Annotated in this window: 18 protein-coding genes; 15 read left to right on the top strand and 3 right to left on the bottom strand. The window is 32.6% G+C overall.

Annotated elements, in window-relative coordinates; all coding sequences use genetic code 11:
• Positions 1 to 492: 492 nt before the first annotated feature.
• Positions 493 to 1,335 (top strand): YtnP family quorum-quenching lactonase, encoded by an 843-nt coding sequence (locus tag IDG45_RS07150; RefSeq protein WP_000689582.1) that lies wholly within the window; start codon positions 493 to 495, stop codon positions 1,333 to 1,335.
• Positions 1,336 to 1,459: 124 nt separating this feature from the next.
• Here the strand turns inward: IDG45_RS07150 and IDG45_RS07145 are convergent, their stop codons facing one another.
• Positions 1,460 to 1,771 (bottom strand): PepSY domain-containing protein, encoded by a 312-nt coding sequence (locus IDG45_RS07145; protein WP_000163826.1) that lies wholly within the window; start codon positions 1,769 to 1,771, stop codon positions 1,460 to 1,462.
• A gap of 86 nt (positions 1,772 to 1,857) precedes the next feature.
• Between IDG45_RS07145 and IDG45_RS07140 the strand changes: the two genes are divergently transcribed.
• From IDG45_RS07140 to ccpA, 12 genes are all read left to right on the top strand, one after another.
• Positions 1,858 to 2,934 (top strand): M42 family metallopeptidase, encoded by a 1,077-nt coding sequence (locus IDG45_RS07140; RefSeq protein WP_001024569.1) that lies wholly within the window; start codon positions 1,858 to 1,860, stop codon positions 2,932 to 2,934.
• A 64-nt stretch (positions 2,935 to 2,998) separates the two neighbouring features.
• Positions 2,999 to 3,310: a thioredoxin family protein gene (locus IDG45_RS07135; protein WP_000811163.1), complete on the top strand. Its 312-nt coding sequence runs from the start codon at positions 2,999 to 3,001 to the stop codon at positions 3,308 to 3,310.
• A gap of 99 nt (positions 3,311 to 3,409) precedes the next feature.
• Positions 3,410 to 4,267, top strand: a complete 858-nt coding sequence (locus IDG45_RS07130; RefSeq protein ID WP_001091387.1) for a DUF1444 domain-containing protein — start codon at positions 3,410 to 3,412, stop codon at positions 4,265 to 4,267.
• Positions 4,268 to 4,295: 28 nt separating this feature from the next.
• Positions 4,296 to 4,892 (top strand): YtpR family tRNA-binding protein, encoded by a 597-nt coding sequence (gene ytpR / locus IDG45_RS07125; RefSeq protein ID WP_001048371.1) that lies wholly within the window; start codon positions 4,296 to 4,298, stop codon positions 4,890 to 4,892.
• A 20-nt stretch (positions 4,893 to 4,912) separates the two neighbouring features.
• The gene (locus tag IDG45_RS07120) at positions 4,913 to 8,737 is read left to right on the top strand and encodes a DNA translocase FtsK (RefSeq protein ID WP_031927670.1); all 3,825 of its coding nucleotides are present in this window, start codon (positions 4,913 to 4,915) and stop codon (positions 8,735 to 8,737) included.
• Positions 8,738 to 8,760: 23 nt separating this feature from the next.
• On the top strand, positions 8,761 to 10,074 hold the full coding sequence (gene murC / locus IDG45_RS07115) for a UDP-N-acetylmuramate--L-alanine ligase (RefSeq protein WP_000150175.1): 1,314 nt from the start codon (positions 8,761 to 8,763) through the stop codon (positions 10,072 to 10,074).
• A gap of 73 nt (positions 10,075 to 10,147) precedes the next feature.
• Entirely contained in the window at positions 10,148 to 10,639 is a 492-nt protein-coding gene (locus IDG45_RS07110; protein WP_000383814.1) for a DUF948 domain-containing protein, read from the top strand.
• Between the two features lie 73 nt (positions 10,640 to 10,712).
• Positions 10,713 to 11,759, top strand: coding sequence for a hypothetical protein (locus tag IDG45_RS07105; RefSeq protein ID WP_111063777.1), 1,047 nt, complete (start codon positions 10,713 to 10,715; stop codon positions 11,757 to 11,759).
• Between the two features lie 155 nt (positions 11,760 to 11,914).
• Positions 11,915 to 11,998: a hypothetical protein gene (locus tag IDG45_RS07100; RefSeq protein ID WP_031789490.1), complete on the top strand. Its 84-nt coding sequence runs from the start codon at positions 11,915 to 11,917 to the stop codon at positions 11,996 to 11,998.
• A 454-nt stretch (positions 11,999 to 12,452) separates the two neighbouring features.
• Positions 12,453 to 13,544, top strand: coding sequence for a bifunctional 3-deoxy-7-phosphoheptulonate synthase/chorismate mutase (locus IDG45_RS07095; protein ID WP_000066378.1), 1,092 nt, complete (start codon positions 12,453 to 12,455; stop codon positions 13,542 to 13,544).
• A 353-nt stretch (positions 13,545 to 13,897) separates the two neighbouring features.
• Complete coding sequence (locus tag IDG45_RS07090) at positions 13,898 to 14,011, top strand: hypothetical protein (protein ID WP_111063775.1); 114 nt, start codon at positions 13,898 to 13,900, stop codon at positions 14,009 to 14,011.
• A 72-nt stretch (positions 14,012 to 14,083) separates the two neighbouring features.
• A complete protein-coding gene (ccpA, locus tag IDG45_RS07085; RefSeq protein ID WP_000219064.1) occupies positions 14,084 to 15,073 on the top strand; it encodes a catabolite control protein A in 990 nt (329 codons plus the stop codon).
• Positions 15,074 to 15,170: 97 nt separating this feature from the next.
• Here the strand turns inward: ccpA and IDG45_RS07080 are convergent, their stop codons facing one another.
• On the bottom strand, positions 15,171 to 16,340 hold the full coding sequence (locus IDG45_RS07080) for an acetoin utilization protein AcuC (RefSeq protein WP_001184001.1): 1,170 nt from the start codon (positions 16,338 to 16,340) through the stop codon (positions 15,171 to 15,173).
• 24 nt (positions 16,341 to 16,364) lie between these two features.
• Positions 16,365 to 16,997 carry a hypothetical protein gene (locus tag IDG45_RS07075; RefSeq protein WP_001015992.1) on the bottom strand — a complete coding sequence of 211 codons (633 nt, stop codon included), beginning with the start codon at positions 16,995 to 16,997 and terminating at the stop codon, positions 16,365 to 16,367.
• Between the two features lie 168 nt (positions 16,998 to 17,165).
• Here IDG45_RS07075 and acsA point away from each other — a divergent pair, with 168 nt between their 5' ends.
• Together acsA and IDG45_RS07065 are read left to right on the top strand one after the other, a co-directional pair.
• Positions 17,166 to 18,872: an acetate--CoA ligase gene (gene acsA / locus IDG45_RS07070; protein ID WP_000862101.1), complete on the top strand. Its 1,707-nt coding sequence runs from the start codon at positions 17,166 to 17,168 to the stop codon at positions 18,870 to 18,872.
• A gap of 438 nt (positions 18,873 to 19,310) precedes the next feature.
• Positions 19,311 to 20,978: a formate--tetrahydrofolate ligase gene (locus tag IDG45_RS07065; protein ID WP_206171578.1), complete on the top strand. Its 1,668-nt coding sequence runs from the start codon at positions 19,311 to 19,313 to the stop codon at positions 20,976 to 20,978.
• Positions 20,979 to 20,980 lie beyond the last annotated feature (2 nt).

The raw sequence follows: 20,980 nt of genomic DNA, 5'->3' as shown, positions 1-20,980 counted from the left end.
CGCCTTTTTCATATTCTTGAAACATATATAGCAGTACATCTATGTCTACTTTAGGTTTTATTGACATAAATAAAGCTCCCTTCAAAGTTTTCATTTTTTCAATGTCTACTTTGAAGGGAGCATTTCAATTTACTTTTCATCTGTCCGATTTTTTGATGTTGAATATAAAAAAAGCGCAATTATCTCTAAAATTAAAAGTGACTAAACAAATAACTAAAGGAGATAATGCGCCTATGAACAATGTTATACTAAATACCTTTGATTTGAAAGTATAAAGCTTGCATTTTACTTGGAAATTTTAATTATTAATTTAAAATTACAGTCCGATGGTTATGATGCATTTACATATAATATGATTGCATTAATCTTTATAAGTAGTTGGAAGTGCATTAGTGTGTGGCGTTTCGTTTTTGTTCGCATTTATGAATAGTGATATGATGTAATAAACACATGCTAATTGTAATAACGAATACAGAAAGAATAGGTGATGTTATGAAAATCGGGGATATATCTATTCATTATCTAAATGGCGGCAATACAAAAATGGATGGCGGTGCAATGTTTGGTGTTGTTCCGAAGCCGTTGTGGTCAAAGCAATACAATGCAAATGAACGAAATCAAATCAATTTACCGACACATCCAATTTTGATTCAAACGGCTCAATATAATTTGATTATAGATGCGGGTATTGGTAATGGTAAATTATCTGAAAAGCAATTACGTAATTTTGGAGTAGATGAAGAAAGTCATATAATTGCTGATTTGGCAAATTATAATTTAACGCCAAAGGATATTGATTATGTGCTAATGACACATATGCATTTTGATCATGCAGCCGGTTTGACTGATCAAGCGGGACATGCAATTTTTGAAAATGCGATTCATGTTGTGCAACAAGATGAGTGGCATGAGTTTATTGCACCTAATATAAGAAGTAAATCAACTTACTGGGATAAGAATAAAGGCGATTATAGTAACAAGTTGATTTTATTCGAAAAACATTTTGAACCGGTTCCGGGTATCAAGATGCAACATAGTGGAGGTCATAGCTTTGGCCACACAATCATTACGATTGAAAGTCAAGGAGATAAAGCAGTTCATATGGGTGATATATTCCCGACTACTGCACATAAAAATCCTCTATGGGTAACGGCATATGATGATTATCCTATGCAATCGATTCGTGAAAAGGAACGCATGATACCATATTTTATCCAGCAACAATATTGGTTCTTGTTTTATCATGATGAAAACTACTTTGCTGTAAAATACAGCGATGATGGTGAAAACATAGATGCATATATTTTACGTGAAACATTAGTTGATAATAACTAAAATAAAGATGTATTACTAAACAAATTTTCAAGAATAAAAAATTGAGCCACATCCAATCTTACTAATTAGGGTGTGGCTCATTTTTAAGTTTTACGATCCAAATCAAATATGGATAAAATTCGTATTAACGCTCTACAATGTTAATGACTTCACCAGTATATGCATCTGCATAAAAATCATAATGAATATTTTGACCATTTTTAATAGTTGTAATTCCACCTTGATAAACTAAACGGTATTTATCAGTTTCAGGATGAACGAATGGTTCATAAACGATATATGAGCCTTTGACATTCATAAAATATGATTTTACTTCATTAAGTACTTTAACGGGATTATAGCGTTTACGATTAATAAATTGGATGATTGAAATGGTAGAAATAATTACAATGGCTACTGCAATTATTGTTGGAATTATATATTTCAGTTTAGTCATCATTTATGCTCCCTTGATTTCAAATTCATATCATTAGTTTACCATATTGAAGATGATATAATAACTTATAAGGAGTGAGAACTTTTATGAACATAAATAAAAAAGTAACATTACAACGAATTCAAACTTTAACTGAGCTTCATGGGGCACCAGGTTTTGAAGAAGAAGTAAAAAATTATATGACTCAGCAAATGGCGCCGTACGTAGATGAATTTATTGAAAATCGTATGGGTGGTTTTTTTGGTATGAAAAAATCTAAAAATCCAAATGCAAAACGTGTAATGATTGCAGCACATATGGATGAAATTGGATTTATGATTACAAACATCACTAAAAATGGAATGATTCAATTCACAAATTTAGGTGGTGTTGCAAATGATATTTGGCAAGGACAACGCTTAGTAATTAAAAATAGAAATGGCGATAAAATTATCGGTGTTGTTTCTAATATACCTAAACATTTTCGTACTGGTAGTGAAGGTGCACCGGAAATTAAAGATTTAACATTAGATATAGGTGCTCAAAATGAAGATGAGGTGCGTGAGCGCGGAATAGATATAGGAGATACAATTGTACCTCACACGCCATTCACACAGTTATCTGAACATCGTTATAGTGCTAAAGCATGGGATAATCGTTATGGTTGTGTCTTGGCAATTGAAATACTAGAATTATTAAAAGATATAGAATTAGATGTAGACTTGTATGTTGGTGCAAATGTTCAAGAAGAGGTTGGATTACGGGGTGCGAAAGCATCTGCAGAGATGATAGACCCAGACGTTGCATTTGTAGTCGATTGTTCACCTGCCAATGACGTTAAAGGTAATCAACCATTATCCGGTGAACTTGGTAAAGGTACGTTAATTCGCATAAAAGACGGTACAATGATTTTAAAGCCTGCATTTAGAGACTATTTATTAAAATTAGTAGAAGCACATGACATTGAACATCAATACTATATGTCACCAGGTGGAACAGATGGTGGAGAAATTCATAAAGCTAATATTGGTATTCCGACTGCAGTTATTGGTGTATGTGCACGATATATTCATAGTACAGACTCAGTATTTGATATAAGAGACTATTTTGCAGCTAGATCTTTACTTTCAGAAGCCATTTGTAATTTAGATAATAATCAAATAGAAACATTACAATATAAATAATCGGGTAATAACAATTATTATCTCTAAATAGTTATATATAATCATTAATTAAGGAGACATAAAAATGAAACAACTTGAATCAGAACAACAATTTGAATCTTTAAAACAAGGTGCTACAGTATTTGAATTCACTGCAGGCTGGTGTCCAGATTGTAGAGTGATAGAACCAGATTTACCGGAATTAGAAGCGAGATATCCTATGTTTGACTTCGTATCAGTAGACCGTGATAAATTTATGGATATTTGTATTGAAAATGGTATTATGGGGATTCCAAGTTTTCTAGTATATAAAAATGGAGAACTGCTTGGAAGTTATATTGGAAAAGAACGAAAATCAATTGAACAGATAGATGCATTTTTAGCTCAATACGTGTAATTTAGACTAGAGAAAAACGGGGTAATACTCGTTTTTCTCTGTTACTATGTGTCGATTTATTGTAAACTATTATAAGGTGCGAAATTAGGAGTGTTACATATGAATACCTTTCAAATGAGAGATAAATTAAAGGAACGTTTAAGCCATTTAGACGTTGATTTTAAATTTAATCGTGAAGAAGAAACTTTGCGTATTTATCGAACAGATAATAACAAAGGTATCACGATTAAACTTAACGCTATAGTCGCAAAATATGAAGATAAAAAAGAAAAAATTGTAGATGAAATTGTTTATTACGTTGATGAAGCTATTGCACAAATGGCAGATAAAACCCTTGAGAGTATATCATCTAGTCAAATTATGCCTGTCATTAGAGCGACTAGCTTTGATAAAAAAACTAAACAAGGTGTTCCTTTTATCTATGATGAGCATACTGCAGAAACAGCAGTTTATTATGCAGTCGATTTAGGGAAATCATATCGTTTAATTGATGAAAGCATGTTAGAGGATTTGAAGTTAACTGAACAACAAATAAGAGAAATGTCTCTGTTTAATGTTAGAAAATTGTCAAATTCATATACGACTGATGAAGTAAAAGGTAATATTTTTTATTTTATTAACTCAAATGACGGGTATGATGCAAGTAGGATACTAAATACTGCATTTTTAAATGAAATTGAGGCACAATGTCAAGGCGAAATGCTCGTAGCAGTGCCACACCAAGATGTGTTAATTATTGCAGATATACGCAATAAAACAGGATATGATGTGATGGCACATTTAACAATGGAATTTTTCACTAAAGGTCTAGTTCCAATTACATCATTATCCTTTGGATATAAACAGGGTCATCTTGAACCGATATTTATTTTAGGTAAAAATAATAAACAAAAAAGAGATCCAAACGTGATTCAGCGTTTAGAAGCAAATCGTCGTAAATTTAATAAAGATAAATAGAAATAATTGGATAAGGAGTTTTGTCATAATGAATTTATTTTACAATCCTAAATATGTAGGAGATGTCGCATTTTTACAAATTGAACCAGTTGAAGGTGAATTAAACTACAATAAAAAAGGTAACGTTGTTGAAATTACTAATGAAGGTAATGTTGTAGGTTATAATATTTTTGAAATTTCAAAAGATATAACAATTGAAGAAACAGGTCATATTAAATTAACTGATGAACTTGTAAATGTATTCCAAAAGCGTATTTCAGAAGCTGGTTTTGATTATAAATTAAATGCTGACCTATCACCGAAATTTGTAGTTGGCTATGTTGAAACTAAAGACAAACATCCTGATGCAGATAAATTAAGTGTACTAAATGTAAATGTTGGAAATGACACATTACAAATTGTATGTGGCGCGCCTAACGTTGAAGCTGGACAAAAAGTCGTTGTTGCTAAAGTAGGTGCAGTGATGCCTAGCGGTATGGTAATTAAAGATGCTGAATTACGTGGTGTTGCCTCAAGCGGTATGATTTGTTCAATGAAAGAATTGAATTTACCTAATGCACCTGAAGAAAAAGGTATTATGGTATTAAATGACAGCTATGAAATTGGACAAGCATTTTTTGAATAATTAAGGAAGGTAGTGAAAATATGAGCTGGTTTGATAAATTATTCGGCGAAGATAATGATTCAAATGATGACTTGATTCATAGAAAGAAAAAAAGACGTCAAGAATCACAAAATATAGATAACGATCATGACTCATTACTGCCTCAAAATAATGATATTTATAGTCGTCCGAGGGGGAAATTCCGTTTTCCTATGAGCGTAGCTTATGAAAATGAAAATGTTGAACAATCTGCAGATACTATTTCAGATGAAAAAGAACAATACCATCGAGACTATCGCAAACAAAGCCACGATTCTCGTTCACAAAAACGACATCGCCGTAGAAGAAATCAAACAACTGAAGAACAAAATTATAGTGAACAACGTGGGAATTCTAAAATATCACAGCAAAGTATAAAATATAAAGATCATTCACATTACCATACGAATAAGCCAGGTACATATGTTTCTGCAATTAATGGTATTGAGAAGGAAACGCACAAGTCAAAAACACACAATATGTATTCTAATAATACAAATCATCGTGCTAAAGATTCAACTCCAGATTATCACAAAGAAAGTTTCAAGACTTCAGAGGTACCGTCAGCTATTTTTGGCACAATGAAACCTAAAAAGTTAGAAAATGGTCGTATCCCTGTAAGTAAACCTTCAGAAAAAGTTGAGTCAGATAAACAAAAATATGATAAATATGTAGCTAAGACGCAAACGTCTCAAAATAAACATTTAGAACAAGAGAAACAAAATGATAGTGTTGTCAAACAAGGAACTGCCTCTAAATCATTAGATGAAAATGTATCATCAACAACAAAATCAACGCCTAATTATTCAAAAGTTGATAATACTATCAAAATTGAAAATATTTATGCTTCACAAATTGTTGAAGAAATTAGACGTGAACGAGAACGTAAAGTGCTTCAAAAGCGTCGATTTAAAAAAGCGTTGCAACAAAAGCGTGAAGAACATAAAAACGAAGAGCAAGATGCAATACAACGTGCAATTGATGAAATGTATGCTAAACAAGCGGAACGCTATGTTGGTGATAGTTCATTAAATGATGATAGTGACTTAACAGATAATAGTACAGAGGCTAGTCAGCTTCATACAAATGGCATAGAGAATGAAGCTGTATCAAATGATGAAAATAAACAAGCGTCAATACAAAATGAAGACACTGATGACACTCATGTAGATGAAAGTCCATACAATTATGAGGAAGTTAGTTTGAATCAAGTATCGACAACACAACAATTGTCAGATGATGAAGTTACGGTTTCGGATGTAACGTCTCAACGTCAATCAGCACTACAACATAACGTTGAAGTAAATGATCAAGATGAACTAAAAAATCAATCAAGATTAATTGCTGATTCAGAAGAAGATGGAGCAACGAATAAAGAAGAATATTCAGGAAGTCAAATCGATGATGCAGAGTTTTATGAATTAAATGATACAGAAGTAGATGAGAATACTACTTCAAATAGCGAAGATAATACCAATAGAAACGCGTCTGAAATGCATGTAGACGCTCCTAAAACGCAAGAGCACGCAGTAACTGAATCTCAAGTTAATAATATCGATAAAACGGTTGATAATGAAATTGAATTAGCGCCGCGTCATAAAAAAGATGACCAAACAAACTTAAGTGTCAACTCATTGAAAATGAATGATGTGAATGATGGTCATGTTGTGGAAGATTCAAGCATGAATGAAATAGAAAAGCATAACGCAGAAATTACAGAAAATGTGCAAAACGAAGCAGCTGAAAGTGAACAAAATGTCGAAGAGAAAACTATTGAAAACGTAAATCCAAAGAAACAGACTGAAAAGGTTTCAACTTTAAGTAAAAGACCATTTAATGTTGTCATGACGCCATCTGATAAAAAGCGTATGATGGATCGTAAAAAGCATTCAAAAGTCAATGTGCCTGAATTAAAGCCTGTACAAAGTAAGCAAGCTGTGAGCGAAAGCAAGACTGCGAGTCAAGCCACACCATCATCAAGCACTGATTCACAAGAGTCAAACACAAATGCATATAAAACAAATAATATGACATCAAACAATGTTGAGAGCAATCAACTTATTGGTCATGCAGAAACAGAAAATGATTATCAAAATGCACAACAATATTCAGAGCAGAAACCTTCTGCTGATTCAACTCAAACGGAAATATTTGAAGAAAGCCAAGATGATAATCAATTGGAAAATGAGCAAGTTGATCAATCAACTTCGTCTTCAGTTTCAGAAGTAAGCGACATAATTGAAGAAAGCGAAGAAACAACACATCCAAACAATACTAGTGGACAACAAGATAATGATGATCAACAAAAAGATTTAAAGCCTTCATTTTCAAATCAAAATGAAGATACAGCTAATGAAAATAGAACTCGGACGAATCAGCAAGATGTTGCAACAAATCAAGCTGTACAAACATCTAAGCCGATGATTCGTAAAGGCCCAAATATTAAATTGCCAAGTGTTTCATTACTAGAAGAACCACTAGTTATTGAGCCGGATGAGGACTGGATTACAGATAAAAAGAAAGAACTTAATGACGCATTATTTTACTTTAATGTACCTGCAGAAGTACAAGATGTAACTGAAGGTCCAAGTGTTACAAGATTTGAATTATCAGTTGAAAAAGGTGTTAAAGTTTCAAGAATTACGGCATTACAAGATGACATTAAAATGGCATTGGCAGCGAAAGATATTCGTATAGAAGCGCCAATTCCAGGAACTAGTCGTGTTGGTATTGAAGTTCCGAACCAAAATCCAACGACAGTCAACTTACGTTCTATTATTGAATCTCCAAGTTTTAAAAATGCTGAATCTAAATTAACAGTTGCGATGGGGTATAGAATTAATAATGAACCATTACTTATGGATATTGCTAAAACGCCACACGCACTAATTGCAGGTGCAACTGGATCAGGGAAATCAGTTTGTATCAATAGTATTTTGATGTCTTTACTATATAAAAATCACCCTGAGGAATTAAGATTATTACTTATCGATCCAAAAATGGTTGAATTAGCTCCTTATAATGGTTTGCCACATTTAGTTGCACCGGTAATTACAGATGTCAAAGCAGCTACACAGAGTTTAAAATGGGCCGTAGAAGAAATGGAAAGACGTTATAAGTTATTTGCACATTACCATGTACGTAATATAACAGCATTTAACAAAAAAGCACCATATGATGAAAGAATGCCAAAAATTGTCATTGTAATTGATGAGTTGGCTGATTTAATGATGATGGCTCCGCAAGAAGTTGAGCAGTCTATTGCTAGAATTGCTCAAAAAGCGAGAGCATGTGGTATTCATATGTTAGTAGCTACGCAAAGACCATCTGTCAATGTAATTACAGGTTTAATTAAAGCCAACATACCAACAAGAATTGCATTTATGGTATCATCAAGTGTAGATTCGAGAACGATATTAGACAGTGGTGGAGCAGAACGCTTGTTAGGATATGGCGATATGTTATATCTTGGTAGCGGTATGAATAAACCGATTAGAGTTCAAGGTACATTTGTTTCTGATGACGAAATTGATGATGTTGTTGATTTTATCAAACAACAAAGAGAACCGGACTATCTATTTGAAGAAAAAGAATTGTTAAAAAAAACACAAACACAATCACAAGATGAATTATTTGATGATGTTTGTGCATTTATGGTTAATGAAGGACATATTTCAACATCATTAATCCAAAGACATTTCCAAATTGGCTATAATAGAGCAGCAAGAATTATCGATCAATTAGAGCAACTCGGTTATGTTTCGAGTGCTAATGGTTCAAAACCAAGGGATGTTTATGTTACGGAAGCAGATTTAAATAAAGAATAATTATGAGTAAGGAGTTTTATATAATGACACACTATCATTTTGTCGGAATTAAAGGTTCTGGCATGAGTTCATTAGCACAAATCATGCATGATTTAGGACATGAAGTTCAAGGATCGGATATTGAGAACTACGTATTTACAGAAGTTGCTCTTAGAAATAAGGGGATAAAAATATTACCATTTGGTGCTAATAACATAAAAGAAGATATGGTAGTTATACAAGGTAATGCATTCGCGAGTAGCCATGAAGAAATAGTACGTGCACATCAATTGAAATTAGATGTTGTAAGTTATAATGATTTTTTAGGACAGATTATTGATCAATATACTTCAGTAGCTGTAACTGGTGCACATGGTAAAACTTCTACAACAGGTTTATTATCACATGTTATGAATGGTGATAAAAAGACTTCATTTTTAATTGGTGATGGCACAGGTATGGGATTGCCTGAAAGTGATTATTTCGCTTTTGAGGCATGTGAATATAGACGTCACTTTTTAAGTTATAAACCTGATTACGCAATTATGACAAATATTGATTTCGATCATCCTGATTATTTCAAAGATATTAATGATGTTTTTGATGCATTCCAAGAAATGGCACATAATGTTAAAAAAGGTATTATTGCTTGGGGTGATGATGAACATCTACGTAAAATTGAAGCAGATGTTCCAATTTATTACTATGGATTTAAAGATTCGGATGACATTTATGCTCAAAATATTCAAATTACGGATAAAGGTACTGCTTTTGATGTGTATGTGGATGGTGAGTTTTATGATCACTTCCTGTCTCCACAATATGGTGACCATACAGTTTTAAATGCATTAGCTGTAATTGCGATTAGTTATTTAGAGAAGCTAGATGTTACAAATATTAAAGAAGCATTAGAAACGTTTGGTGGTGTTAAACGTCGTTTCAATGAAACTACAATTGCAAATCAAGTTATCGTAGATGATTATGCACACCATCCAAGAGAAATTAGTGCTACAATTGAAACAGCACGAAAAAAATATCCACATAAAGAAGTTGTTGCAGTATTTCAACCACACACTTTCTCTAGAACACAAGCATTTTTAAATGAATTTGCAGAAAGTTTAAGTAAAGCAGATCGTGTATTCTTATGTGAAATTTTTGGATCAATTAGAGAAAATACTGGCGCATTAACGATACAAGATTTAATTGATAAAATTGAAGGTGCATCGTTAATTAATGAAGATTCTATTAATGTATTAGAACAATTTGATAATGCTGTTGTTTTATTTATGGGTGCAGGTGATATTCAAAAATTACAAAATGCATATTTAGATAAATTAGGCATGAAAAATGCGTTTTAATATGTTTATAATAGAGTAGTATGGGTATTTATTATTAATGACATTATTACATGTTAATTAGGAGGCGTTTTTAATGGATTGGATTTTACCAATTGCTGGAATTATCGCTGCGATTGCATTCTTAATTTTATGTATCGGTATCGTAGCTGTATTAAATTCTGTTAAGAAAAACTTAGATTATGTTGCAAAAACACTTGATGGTGTAGAAGGTCAAGTTCAAGGTATTACTCGTGAAACAACAGATTTACTTCATAAAGTAAACCGTTTAACTGAGGATATCCAAGGTAAAGTAGATCGTTTAAACTCAGTTGTAGATGCTGTTAAAGGTATCGGTGACTCAGTACAAACGTTAAACAGCTCTGTAGATCGTGTAACAAATTCAATTACACATAATATTTCTCAAAATGAAGATAAAATCTCACAAGTTGTTCAATGGTCAAATGTTGCAATGGAAATTGCAGACAAATGGCAAAATAGACACTACCGTCGTGGAAGTGCAAATTACAAAGCTAATAATGTAGCAACTGATGCAAATCATAGCTATACTTCTCGAGTAGATAAATAATTAATAATTAAACAAATGCACTTAAATGAGGTTGTTACTTATTTAAGTGCATTTGTTATAGGAGGATATACAAATGACGCAACAACAAAATAATAAAAGAACATTAAAAAATAAACACACTTATCAAAATGAACCACTACCAAACCGTAAAGATTTTGTTGTTAGTTTTATAACTGGCGCGCTTGTTGGTTCAGCTTTAGGTTTGTATTTTAAAAATAAAGTTTATCAAAAAGCAGATGATTTAAAAGTCAAAGAACAAGAACTGTCGCAAAAGTTTGAAGAAAGAAAAACGCAACTTGAAGAAACGGTTGCCTTTACAAAAGAACGTGTTGAAGGATTTTTAAACAAATCTAAAAATGAGCAAGCGGCATTAAAAGCACAACAAGCAGCGATAAAAGAAGAAGCAAGTGCAAATAATTTAAGTGATACATCACAAGAAGCACAAGAGATTCAAGAAGCTAAAAGAGAAACACAAGCAGAAACAGATAAAAGTGTAGCTGTATCAAATGAAGAATCAAAAGCATCGACATTAAACGTATCGAAAGAAGAGTCACAAGCTGAAAGATTAGCAAACGCTGCAAAACAGAAGCAAGCTAAATTAACACCAGGTTCAAAAGAGAGTCAATTAACTGAAGCGTTATTTGCAGAAAAACCAGTTGCTAAAAATGACTTGAAAGAAATTCCTCAATTAGTTACTAAAAAGAATGACGTATCAGAGACAGAGACAGTTAATACAGATAATAAAGACACTGTTAAACAAAAAGAAGCTAAATTTGAAAATGGTGTTATTACACGTAAAGCTGATGAAAAAACAACTAATAATACAGCTGTTGACAAGAAATCAGGTAAACAATCTAAAAAAACAACACCTTCAAATAAACGAAATGCATCAAAAGCATCTACAAATAAAACTTCAAGTCAGAAAAAGCAACATAATAAGAAATCATCACAAGGTGCAAAGAAACAAAGTAGTTCAAGTAAGTCAACTCAAAAGAATAATCAAACTAGTAATAAGAATTCAAAAACAACAAATGCTAAGTCATCCAATGCATCAAAAACGTCAAATGCTAAAGTTGAAAAAGCTAAAAGTAAAATAGAGAAACGTACATTCAATGACTAAGATTACTAAAATCGTTTAATAATCAATCATAGCAGTAAGCTATGTATTATATTTTTAAAAATTGAATTTCAAAATAAAAGGTAGGCATTCAGGTGCTTACCTTTTTTGATATCATCAGTTTATTTTGAAAGGCAACGCGATCATTCCATGTATTTATGTTGTTTGTAACATCGTTAGATTACAATAGTGATATTGCACATTTTAAGCTGAAGATGGAAAAATATTCGATAATCAAATAAACAATGAATCTTAGAAGGTACAATGATGTTCACTAATTCAAATATAGCCGAATATGTTGGTGAGTGATGTTCACTATAGATTTATATTAATATACAAAGGTTGTTAATTTTTATTAAGCGTTAGGTTGAATGTATGAGAATTTTAGATTTATAATAGAAGATAGAAACGAAAATTTTTCTTAAAAGCAGTAATGTTGACTCATAATAAGCTATAATAGTAAGACTTATTTAATTGATTAACATGTGCTAATAAATATCAATATAGAATATAACTTTCCAATAATGACTGAGAAAATCGAAATGTCAGTCTTGAATCATATAGTTAGAAAATTGATTATTTTCTGTCAATTTAGGGTTGAACTATACATATGATATTGTTAGAATATTTTTTAACATTATATTTTATTGCTTTAAAGTGGAATATACTTGAAATAATTAGTAGAGGTGAGTAAGGATGAGTAATAAATTAGAATCATACAGAAGTGAGATTGTATCACTTAATCATCAAATTTTAGATTTATTGTCTAAACGTGGCGAGTTAGCTCAAAAAATTGGTGAAGAAAAATTAAAACAAGGTACACGTATCTATGATCCACAACGCGAAAAAGAAATGCTTAACGACTTAATTGATAGCAACAAAGGACCATTTAACGATAATACAATTAAGCAATTATTTAAAGAAATTTTTAAAGCCTCTACAGATTTACAAAAATCTGAAAATGAAAAACATTTATATGTATCACGTAAGTTGAAACCTGAAGATACGATTGTGACATTTGATAATGGGGGCATTATTGGAGATGGCAACAAATCATTTGTATTTGGACCATGCTCAGTTGAATCATTTGAACAAGTAGAAGCGGTAGCTAAAAATTTACATGCCAAAGGTGAAAAGTTTATTCGTGGCGGTGCTTTTAAACCACGTACATCGCCTTATGACTTCCAAGGCCTAGGTGTTGAAGGACTTAAAATACTTAAACAGATTAAAGATAAATACGATTTAAATGTAGTTAGTGAAATTGTAAATCCTAATGATTTTGAAGTAGCCGACGAATATTTAGATGTATTCCAAATTGGTGCACGTAATATGCAAAATTTTGAGTTATTAAAAGAAGCCGGGCGTACGAAAAAGCCTATTCTATTAAAACGTGGTTTATCTGCAACGATTGAAGAATTTGTGTATGCTGCAGAATACATTGCTTCTCAAGGTAACCAAAACATTATTTTATGTGAACGCGGAATCCGAACTTATGAAAAGGCGACACGTAACACTTTAGATATTTCAGCAGTACCAATTTTAAAACAAGGTACACATTTACCAGTCATGGTAGATGTTACGCATAGTACAGGTCGTAAAGATATCATGTTACCAACTGCGAAAGCAGCATTAGCAGTAGGTGCTGATGGAGTTATGGCTGAGGTGCATCCAGATCCATCTGTTGCACTTAGTGATGCGGGTCAACAAATGGATTTAGATGAATTCCAAGCATTTTATGATGAATTAAAGCCTTTAGCTGATTTATATAACGCTAAAAAGTTAAAATAATATTCCAAGGAAACTATAGACTACTTAACTAATATGTCATGTTGAAGTAGAATATTATCTTTGAATTGACAATTTTAAACTAGTAGCCATTCTAAGAGTATATTACTTTTAGAGTGGCTATTATTTTTTGTAAAGAAATAAAGGCTATACTACACTTAACGATTGTTATAATATTTCGACACTTGTCCAATTTCACAATTATTAAAGAATATGACTGATAGCAGTAATTAAAATTATAACTATGAATTATCTGTAAATATAATAGATTCACACATTTGTTACTGAAATGTGAACATTTTTCAACAAATGCAATTGATATTTGAAAAGGCTTTCTCAAAATATTACAATTAAAAATGAAAAAATTTTATATAAAATTAAAATATATCGTTCGTTATCATTTAGCGGTTGTTTTTATTTCAAGCTTTTCGCTAAATTTTTCCAAACAAAAATATGTTACTGTAAATTAAAATATGGTAAACTATGAAAATGAAATGAAAACATGTTATTATAATGAATAAAACGTTTACAAGGAGGAAATTATGACAGTTACTATATATGATGTAGCAAGAGAAGCGCGTGTCTCTATGGCCACAGTGTCGCGTGTTGTTAATGGGAACCAAAATGTTAAAGCAGAAACTAAAAATAAAGTTAACGAAGTCATTAAGCGTTTGAATTATCGTCCAAATGCTGTTGCTAGAGGTTTAGCTAGTAAAAAGACAACAACAGTAGGTGTGATCATTCCAGATATATCTAATATCTATTATTCACAACTTGCTCGTGGACTTGAAGATATTGCAACAATGTATAAATATCACTCAATTATTTCAAATTCAGATAACGATCCTGAAAAGGAAAAAGAAATTTTTAATAACTTATTAAGTAAACAAGTTGATGGTATTATTTTCCTTGGTGGTACAATTACTGAAGAAATGAAAGAATTGATAAATCAATCATCTGTACCTGTAGTAGTATCAGGAACAAATGGTAAGGATGCACATATAGCATCTGTTAATATTGATTTTACTGAAGCTGCGAAAGAAATTACGGGAGAATTAATTGAAAAAGGCGCTAAATCATTTGCTTTAGTAGGTGGAGAACATTCTAAAAAAGCTCAAGAAGATGTTTTAGCAGGTTTAACTGAAGTGTTAAATAAAAATGGCCTTCAATTAGGTGATACATTGAATTGTTCTGGTGCTGAAAGTTATAAAGAAGGCGTAAAAGCTTTTGCTAAAATGAAAGGTAATCTTCCAGATGCTATATTATGTATCAGTGACGAAGAAGCTATTGGTATCATGCATAGTGCAATGGATGCTGGTATTAAAGTTCCAGAGGAATTACAAATTATTAGTTTCAATAATACACGCTTAGTTGAGATGGTTAGACCACAACTTTCTAGTGTTATTCAACCATTATATGATATCGGTGCAGTAGGGATGCGCTTATTAACAAAATATATGAACGATGAAAAGATAGAAGAACCAAATGTAGTTTTACCACACAGAATTGAATACCGAGGAACTACAAAATAAATTCACAAAATTAGGCATTCATCTAACGACCCGACTTATACGGGTGTTGGAAGAATGCCTTTTATTTATCTTTTAAAATCGTTGCAGATTAGGTGACTTATTGACGAGTAGATTCGTACCAACTCGCTATATGTAAAGCTAATTTTTTATTTTTTTCACTAATTTCTTTTGTGCGGGGGACATAGGTATAATCATTTAAACGATCTTCCCATTTTTTAGGTAATAATTCAGATGAATAATGTTTCCATTTATTAATCCATTCTAATGGTAAATAACCACTTTGAATTGGTTGATCAATTAAACTTAAGAATACATGACTCCATGCACGTGGTACGACTCTCCAAATATTGTAGCCTCCGCCACCAAACATAATTACCTTCCCATTCGTATAAGTATCAGCTAAATATTTTACAAAATATGGAATTTCATATAATGAATGTAACGTACAATTTAGATGAGTTAGTGGATCACGATAATGTATATCGACACCATTTACGCTTAGAATAATATCAGGTTTAAAACTCTTTACGACAGGCTCAACTGTTAATTTAAAACACTCCAAAAATGATGCATCTTCTGTATACGGTTCAAGTGGGACATTAATAGTGTGTCCATAGCCGATATCTTCACCGCGCTCAGTATAGTGACCAGAGCCTGGGAAAAGAAACTTTCCGGTTTCATGGATAGAATAAGTAGTAACATGGTTATCAGCATAGAAACTCCATTGTGTACCATCTCCATGATGTGCATCGGTATCTATGATTAAAACGCGTTGATTGTATTCTTTAGCTAAGTATTGTGCGGTAATTGCAATATCATTGTATATACAAAAACCACTAGCTCGACCAGGTTGAGCGTGATGCAAACCACCACCTAAGTGACAACCATTTAATACTTTGCCTGACATAATAAGATCTGCTAAAGTTAAAGCGCCTCCAACAATTGTGGCACTATGGCGGTGCATATGTTTAAATTGACCATTCTCTTCATCATTTAATCCATATTTCTTAGCCTCATCTTCACTGATAATGCCATGTGAAGCATGCTTAATAGCTTCGACGTAATCATATTTATGAATTAACATTAATTCGTCATCTGTTGCAATTCTAGGTTGTACTATTTGTTCTGGAGACAATAAATTTGCATTCAAAAGTAGCTCTGTTGTTAATTTTAAACGCATTTGATTGAAGGGATGTTGGTCATGAAATCGATATTGTAATAACTTATCTGAATAAACATATGCAGTTTTTGATGAATGTTGTTGCATATAATCCCTCCGATATTCCAAAAATTAAAAGAAAAACCGATTCATATAACGAATATCATCAAACGCTTGTTGCTGTTCTAATGTAATATTTTTGCCAATTCTTGCCATTAAACAATTAGCTGGATGACTTGTTATTTCTGGATCATCTGTAGCGAATATTTCAAGTCCACCAGTTGCCATTAACCGCTGCATTAATTTTTTATAGTCAAATACATCTAACTTTGAATTTTTTAAATCCCAATGCCAGTAATACTCTGTAGTTATAACGATATAATCCTCGAATTCTGGTGTGGAAAGGCTAAGTTGTATTAGCTTTTCTGCAAGTTGTAATTGCCTAAAATTGATGCTGACTTCAATTGCCCCCAATTCGATTAAATATGGAAGGTTACCTGTAGACCAGCGCTCAATTTCATCAGGATAGTGGAAAGTGACATAACCCACAATGAGTTCATCTTGGCGAGCAACATAAATTCTACCTTCCGGTAATGTTGTAATTTCTAACAAAGCTTCATACTGATCTTCAGCATCTCTAAATGCGGTTAAATGCGCATCGAAAGTAAGCGCTTTCAAATCTTCGTGTGTTAAAGGACCTTCAATAACAAATTGCTTGTCATGAATGTAATAATCTTCGGATTGATACGTCTTTAAATGATTCATATTTTCAACTCCTCAATCGACGTCGTGATTGTATTAAATTCATTATATAGAAAATTTACAATAATTAATACTAGAAAAAGGATAAAAGTAAAAATTTTGAATAATTAGAAATGTTATGTATAATATTGAGAAAGAAAGCGTTTTCACATAACAAAGGGGGAGTTTCAAATGAAAGTCGAAGTTTATAAAGGAGCGCAAGGCAAACATAACCTTAAAGATTATGAAGAAACATATAATACTTTTGATTGGAAAGACGTAGAACAAGCATTTTCTTGGAGTGAAACTGGAAAAATGAACATGGCATATGAATGTATAGATCGCCATGTAGATCAAGGATCAGGGGATAAAATAGCGTTAAATTACAAAGATGAGCACAGAAAAGAATCGTATACTTATAAAGATATGCAACGGTTATCTAATAAAGCAGCGAATGTTTTGTCTGAACATGCAGAAGTTGACAAAGGTGACAGAGTATTTATATTTATGTCGCGTACACCTGAACTATATTTTGCGTTGTTAGGTGTTTTAAAAATTGGTGCAATTGTTGGGCCGTTATTTGAAGCATTTATGGAAAAGGCAGTTGCGGATAGATTAGAGAACAGTGAAGCTAAAGTGTTAATTACTAATAAGGCATTGTTACCTCGAGTACCTGTAGATAAATTACCGAACTTGAAAAAAATTGTTGTTGTAGATGAGAATGTAGAAGACAATTACATAGACTTTATTAGTTTGATGGAAACTGCTAGCGATGAATTTGACATTGAATGGTTAAAGTCGGATGATGGTTTGATTTTACATTATACATCAGGTTCTACTGGGCAACCTAAAGGTGTATTGCATGTTCAACAAGCAATGTTAGTGCACTATATTTCTGGAAAATATGTATTAGATTTACAAGAAGATGATGTTTATTGGTGTACAGCAGATCCAGGTTGGGTTACAGGAACATCTTATGGTATTTTTGCATCATGGTTAAATGGCGCTACAAATTGTATAGCTGGTGGTCGCTTTTCACCAGAACAGTGGTATAGTATGATTGAAGATTTTAAAGTGACGATTTGGTATACGGCACCAACAGCTTTAAGAATGTTAATGAGTGCTGGTGACGATATTGTTGAGAAATATGACTTGTCATCGTTACGTTCGATTCTATCAGTAGGTGAGCCTTTAAATCCTGAAGTTATAAAATGGGCGAAAAAAGTATACGGTTTAACGGTGTTAGATACTTGGTGGATGACAGAAACAGGTGGACATATGATTGTTAACTATCCAACGATGGACGTCAAGCTTGGCTCAATGGGCAAACCATTACCTGGTATTCAAGCTGCAATTATCGATGATGCAGGTAATGAATTACCACCAAATCGAATGGGCAACCTTGCTATAAAAAAAGGCTGGCCATCAATGATGTATCGTATCTGGAAGAATCCAGAAAAATATAAGTCATATTTTATTGGAGACTGGTATGTATCTGGTGATTCGGCATATAAAGATGAAGATGGTTACTTCTGGTTCCAAGGACGTGTTGATGATGTAATTATGACAGCTGGTGAACGAGTTGGACCATTTGAGGTTGAGTCTAAATTGGTTGAACACGAAGCAGTTGCCGAAGCAGGAATTATTGGTAAACCTGATCCGGTTCGCGGTGAAATAATTAAGGCGTTTGTTGCACTGAGAAAAGGATATGAACCAACAGACGAATTAAAAGAAGAAATTCGTTTATTTGTTAAAGAAGGTTTGTCGGCGCATGCAGCACCACGTGAAATCGAATTTAAAGATAAATTACCTAAAACACGCTCAGGTAAAATTATGAGACGTGTATTAAAAGCTTGGGAATTAAATTTAGATGCAGGGGATTTAAGTACAATGGAATAATGACATGAATGTTATTGAAGATTTCTTTCGAAGATAAAAGGAGACAACATATTTCATGTTAATGTTTATATATTAGTTTACTTTATGATAAGCAATATAAAGAGCTGTTAACTTGTGTCATATCATTTCGTAGAAAGCATTTGAAAATGATGACATAACAATAATGGTATATCTTTATATTGCTTTTTATTTTTAATATGACCTTTGAAAGATGATTATTTTAAATAATAGAAAAATATAGTTATCAATAGTATCAAGCGCTAAAAGTTGTATAATGCAAAACTTTAATAAGTGAATTTATTGCAAAAATGAAAGCGCTAACCCGATTTAGTCGACAAGTTTTTAACAGTTCGTTATTATATGAATGTAAGTAAAAATTTCTTAGCTACAACTTACATATTTAAAATGCATAAATTAAACAAAAAGGGGCGAAAAAAGATGACTCATTTATCAGATTTAGATATTGCGAATCAATCAACACTACAACCAATTAAGGCTATTGCTGCATCGGTAGGCATTTCAGAGGATGCATTAGAACCTTATGGTCATTACAAAGCTAAAATCGACATTAATAAAATTACGCCAAGAGATAGCAAAGGGAAAGTTGTTTTAGTAACTGCGATGAGTCCAACACCAGCAGGTGAAGGTAAATCAACAGTTACTGTTGGTTTAGCTGACGCATTTCATGAGTTGAAGAAGAACGTTATGGTAGCGTTACGTGAACCTGCCTTAGGACCAACTTTCGGTATTAAAGGTGGCGCAACTGGTGGTGGTTATGCGCAAGTCTTACCAATGGAAGATATCAACTTACATTTTAATGGGGATTTCCATGCGATTACAACTGCTAATAATGCATTGTCTGCGTTTATAGATAATCATATTCACCAAGGTAATGAGTTAGGAATCGATCAAAGACGTATTGAATGGAAACGTGTATTAGATATGAATGATCGTGCACTTAGACATGTAAACGTTGGATTAGGTGGACCTACAAATGGTGTACCACGTGAAGATGGCTTTAATATTACAGTAGCGTCTGAAATTATGGCGATTTTATGTTTAAGTAGAAGTATTAAAGACTTAAAAGATAAAATTAGTCGTATTACTATTGGTTACACTAGAGATCGCAAGCCAGTTACAGTTGCAGATTTAAAAGTGCAAGGTGCACTTGCAATGATTTTAAAAGATGCAATTAAACCAAACTTAGTACAATCAATTGAAGGGACACCAGCATTAGTTCATGGTGGACCATTTGCGAATATCGCACACGGTTGTAACTCAATTTTAGCAACTGAAACAGCACGTGATTTAACTGATATCGTTGTAACGGAAGCTGGATTTGGTTCAGACTTAGGCGCTGAAAAATTCATGGACATTAAGGCACGTGAAGCTGGATTCGACCCAGCAGCAGTTGTAGTTGTAGCAACGATTCGTGCATTAAAAATGCATGGTGGTGTAGCAAAAGATAATTTAAAAGAAGAAAATGTAGAAGCAGTAAAAGCAGGAATTGTTAATTTAGAGCGTCATGTTAATAATATTAAAAAATTCGGTGTAGAACCGGTTGTTGCAATTAATGTATTTATACATGATACCGATGCAGAAGTAGAATATGTAAAATCTTGGGCTAAAGAAAATAACGTACGAATTGCCTTAACTGAAGTTTGGGAAAAAGGTGGTAAAGGTGGCGTTGACTTAGCAAATGAAGTATTAGAAGTCATTGATCAACCTAATTCATTTAAACCTTTATATGAATTAGAATTACCATTAGAGCAAAAGATTGAAAAGATTGTGACTGAAATCTATGGCGGTTCAAAAGTAACGTTTAGCAGTAAAGCGCAAAAACAATTAAAACAATTTAAAGAAAATGGTTGGGATAATTACCCAGTATGTATGGCGAAAACACAATATTCATTCTCAGATGATCAAACGTTGTTAGGTGCACCATCAGGATTTGAAATTACAATTCGTGAATTAGAAGCGAAAACAGGTGCAGGATTTATCGTAGCATTGACAGGTGCGATCATGACTATGCCTGGTTTACCTAAAAAACCAGCAGCATTAAACATGGATGTTACTGACGATGGTCATGCAATTGGGTTATTCTAATA

This window comes from Staphylococcus sp. EG-SA-10, from assembly GCF_017151945.1.
GTDB classification, from domain to species: Bacteria; Bacillota; Bacilli; order Staphylococcales; family Staphylococcaceae; genus Staphylococcus; species Staphylococcus aureus.
Note: the sequence above shows the minus strand (reverse complement) of the source record. Positions and strands in the feature narration are given on the sequence as shown.

Bases quoted from the DNA above. Each gene is read 5' to 3' on its own strand.
- IDG45_RS07150 (WP_000689582.1), top strand. From the start codon at position 493: ATGAAAATCGGGGATATATCTATTCATTATCTAAATGGCGGCAATACA.
- IDG45_RS07080 (WP_001184001.1), bottom strand. From the start codon at position 16,340: ATGCAACAACATTCATCAAAAACTGCATATGTTTATTCAGATAAGTTA.
- ytpR (WP_001048371.1), top strand. From the start codon at position 4,296: ATGAATTTATTTTACAATCCTAAATATGTAGGAGATGTCGCATTTTTA.
- IDG45_RS07090 (WP_111063775.1), top strand. From the start codon at position 13,898: ATGAAAAAATTTTATATAAAATTAAAATATATCGTTCGTTATCATTTA.
- IDG45_RS07130 (WP_001091387.1), top strand. From the start codon at position 3,410: ATGAATACCTTTCAAATGAGAGATAAATTAAAGGAACGTTTAAGCCAT.
- IDG45_RS07095 (WP_000066378.1), top strand. From the start codon at position 12,453: ATGAGTAATAAATTAGAATCATACAGAAGTGAGATTGTATCACTTAAT.
- IDG45_RS07120 (WP_031927670.1), top strand. From the start codon at position 4,913: ATGAGCTGGTTTGATAAATTATTCGGCGAAGATAATGATTCAAATGAT.
- ccpA (WP_000219064.1), top strand. From the start codon at position 14,084: ATGACAGTTACTATATATGATGTAGCAAGAGAAGCGCGTGTCTCTATG.
- IDG45_RS07135 (WP_000811163.1), top strand. From the start codon at position 2,999: ATGAAACAACTTGAATCAGAACAACAATTTGAATCTTTAAAACAAGGT.
- IDG45_RS07065 (WP_206171578.1), top strand. From the start codon at position 19,311: ATGACTCATTTATCAGATTTAGATATTGCGAATCAATCAACACTACAA.
- acsA (WP_000862101.1), top strand. From the start codon at position 17,166: ATGAAAGTCGAAGTTTATAAAGGAGCGCAAGGCAAACATAACCTTAAA.
- IDG45_RS07105 (WP_111063777.1), top strand. From the start codon at position 10,713: ATGACGCAACAACAAAATAATAAAAGAACATTAAAAAATAAACACACT.
- IDG45_RS07140 (WP_001024569.1), top strand. From the start codon at position 1,858: ATGAACATAAATAAAAAAGTAACATTACAACGAATTCAAACTTTAACT.
- IDG45_RS07110 (WP_000383814.1), top strand. From the start codon at position 10,148: ATGGATTGGATTTTACCAATTGCTGGAATTATCGCTGCGATTGCATTC.
- IDG45_RS07100 (WP_031789490.1), top strand. From the start codon at position 11,915: ATGTTGTTTGTAACATCGTTAGATTACAATAGTGATATTGCACATTTT.
- IDG45_RS07075 (WP_001015992.1), bottom strand. From the start codon at position 16,997: ATGAATCATTTAAAGACGTATCAATCCGAAGATTATTACATTCATGAC.
- murC (WP_000150175.1), top strand. From the start codon at position 8,761: ATGACACACTATCATTTTGTCGGAATTAAAGGTTCTGGCATGAGTTCA.
- IDG45_RS07145 (WP_000163826.1), bottom strand. From the start codon at position 1,771: ATGACTAAACTGAAATATATAATTCCAACAATAATTGCAGTAGCCATT.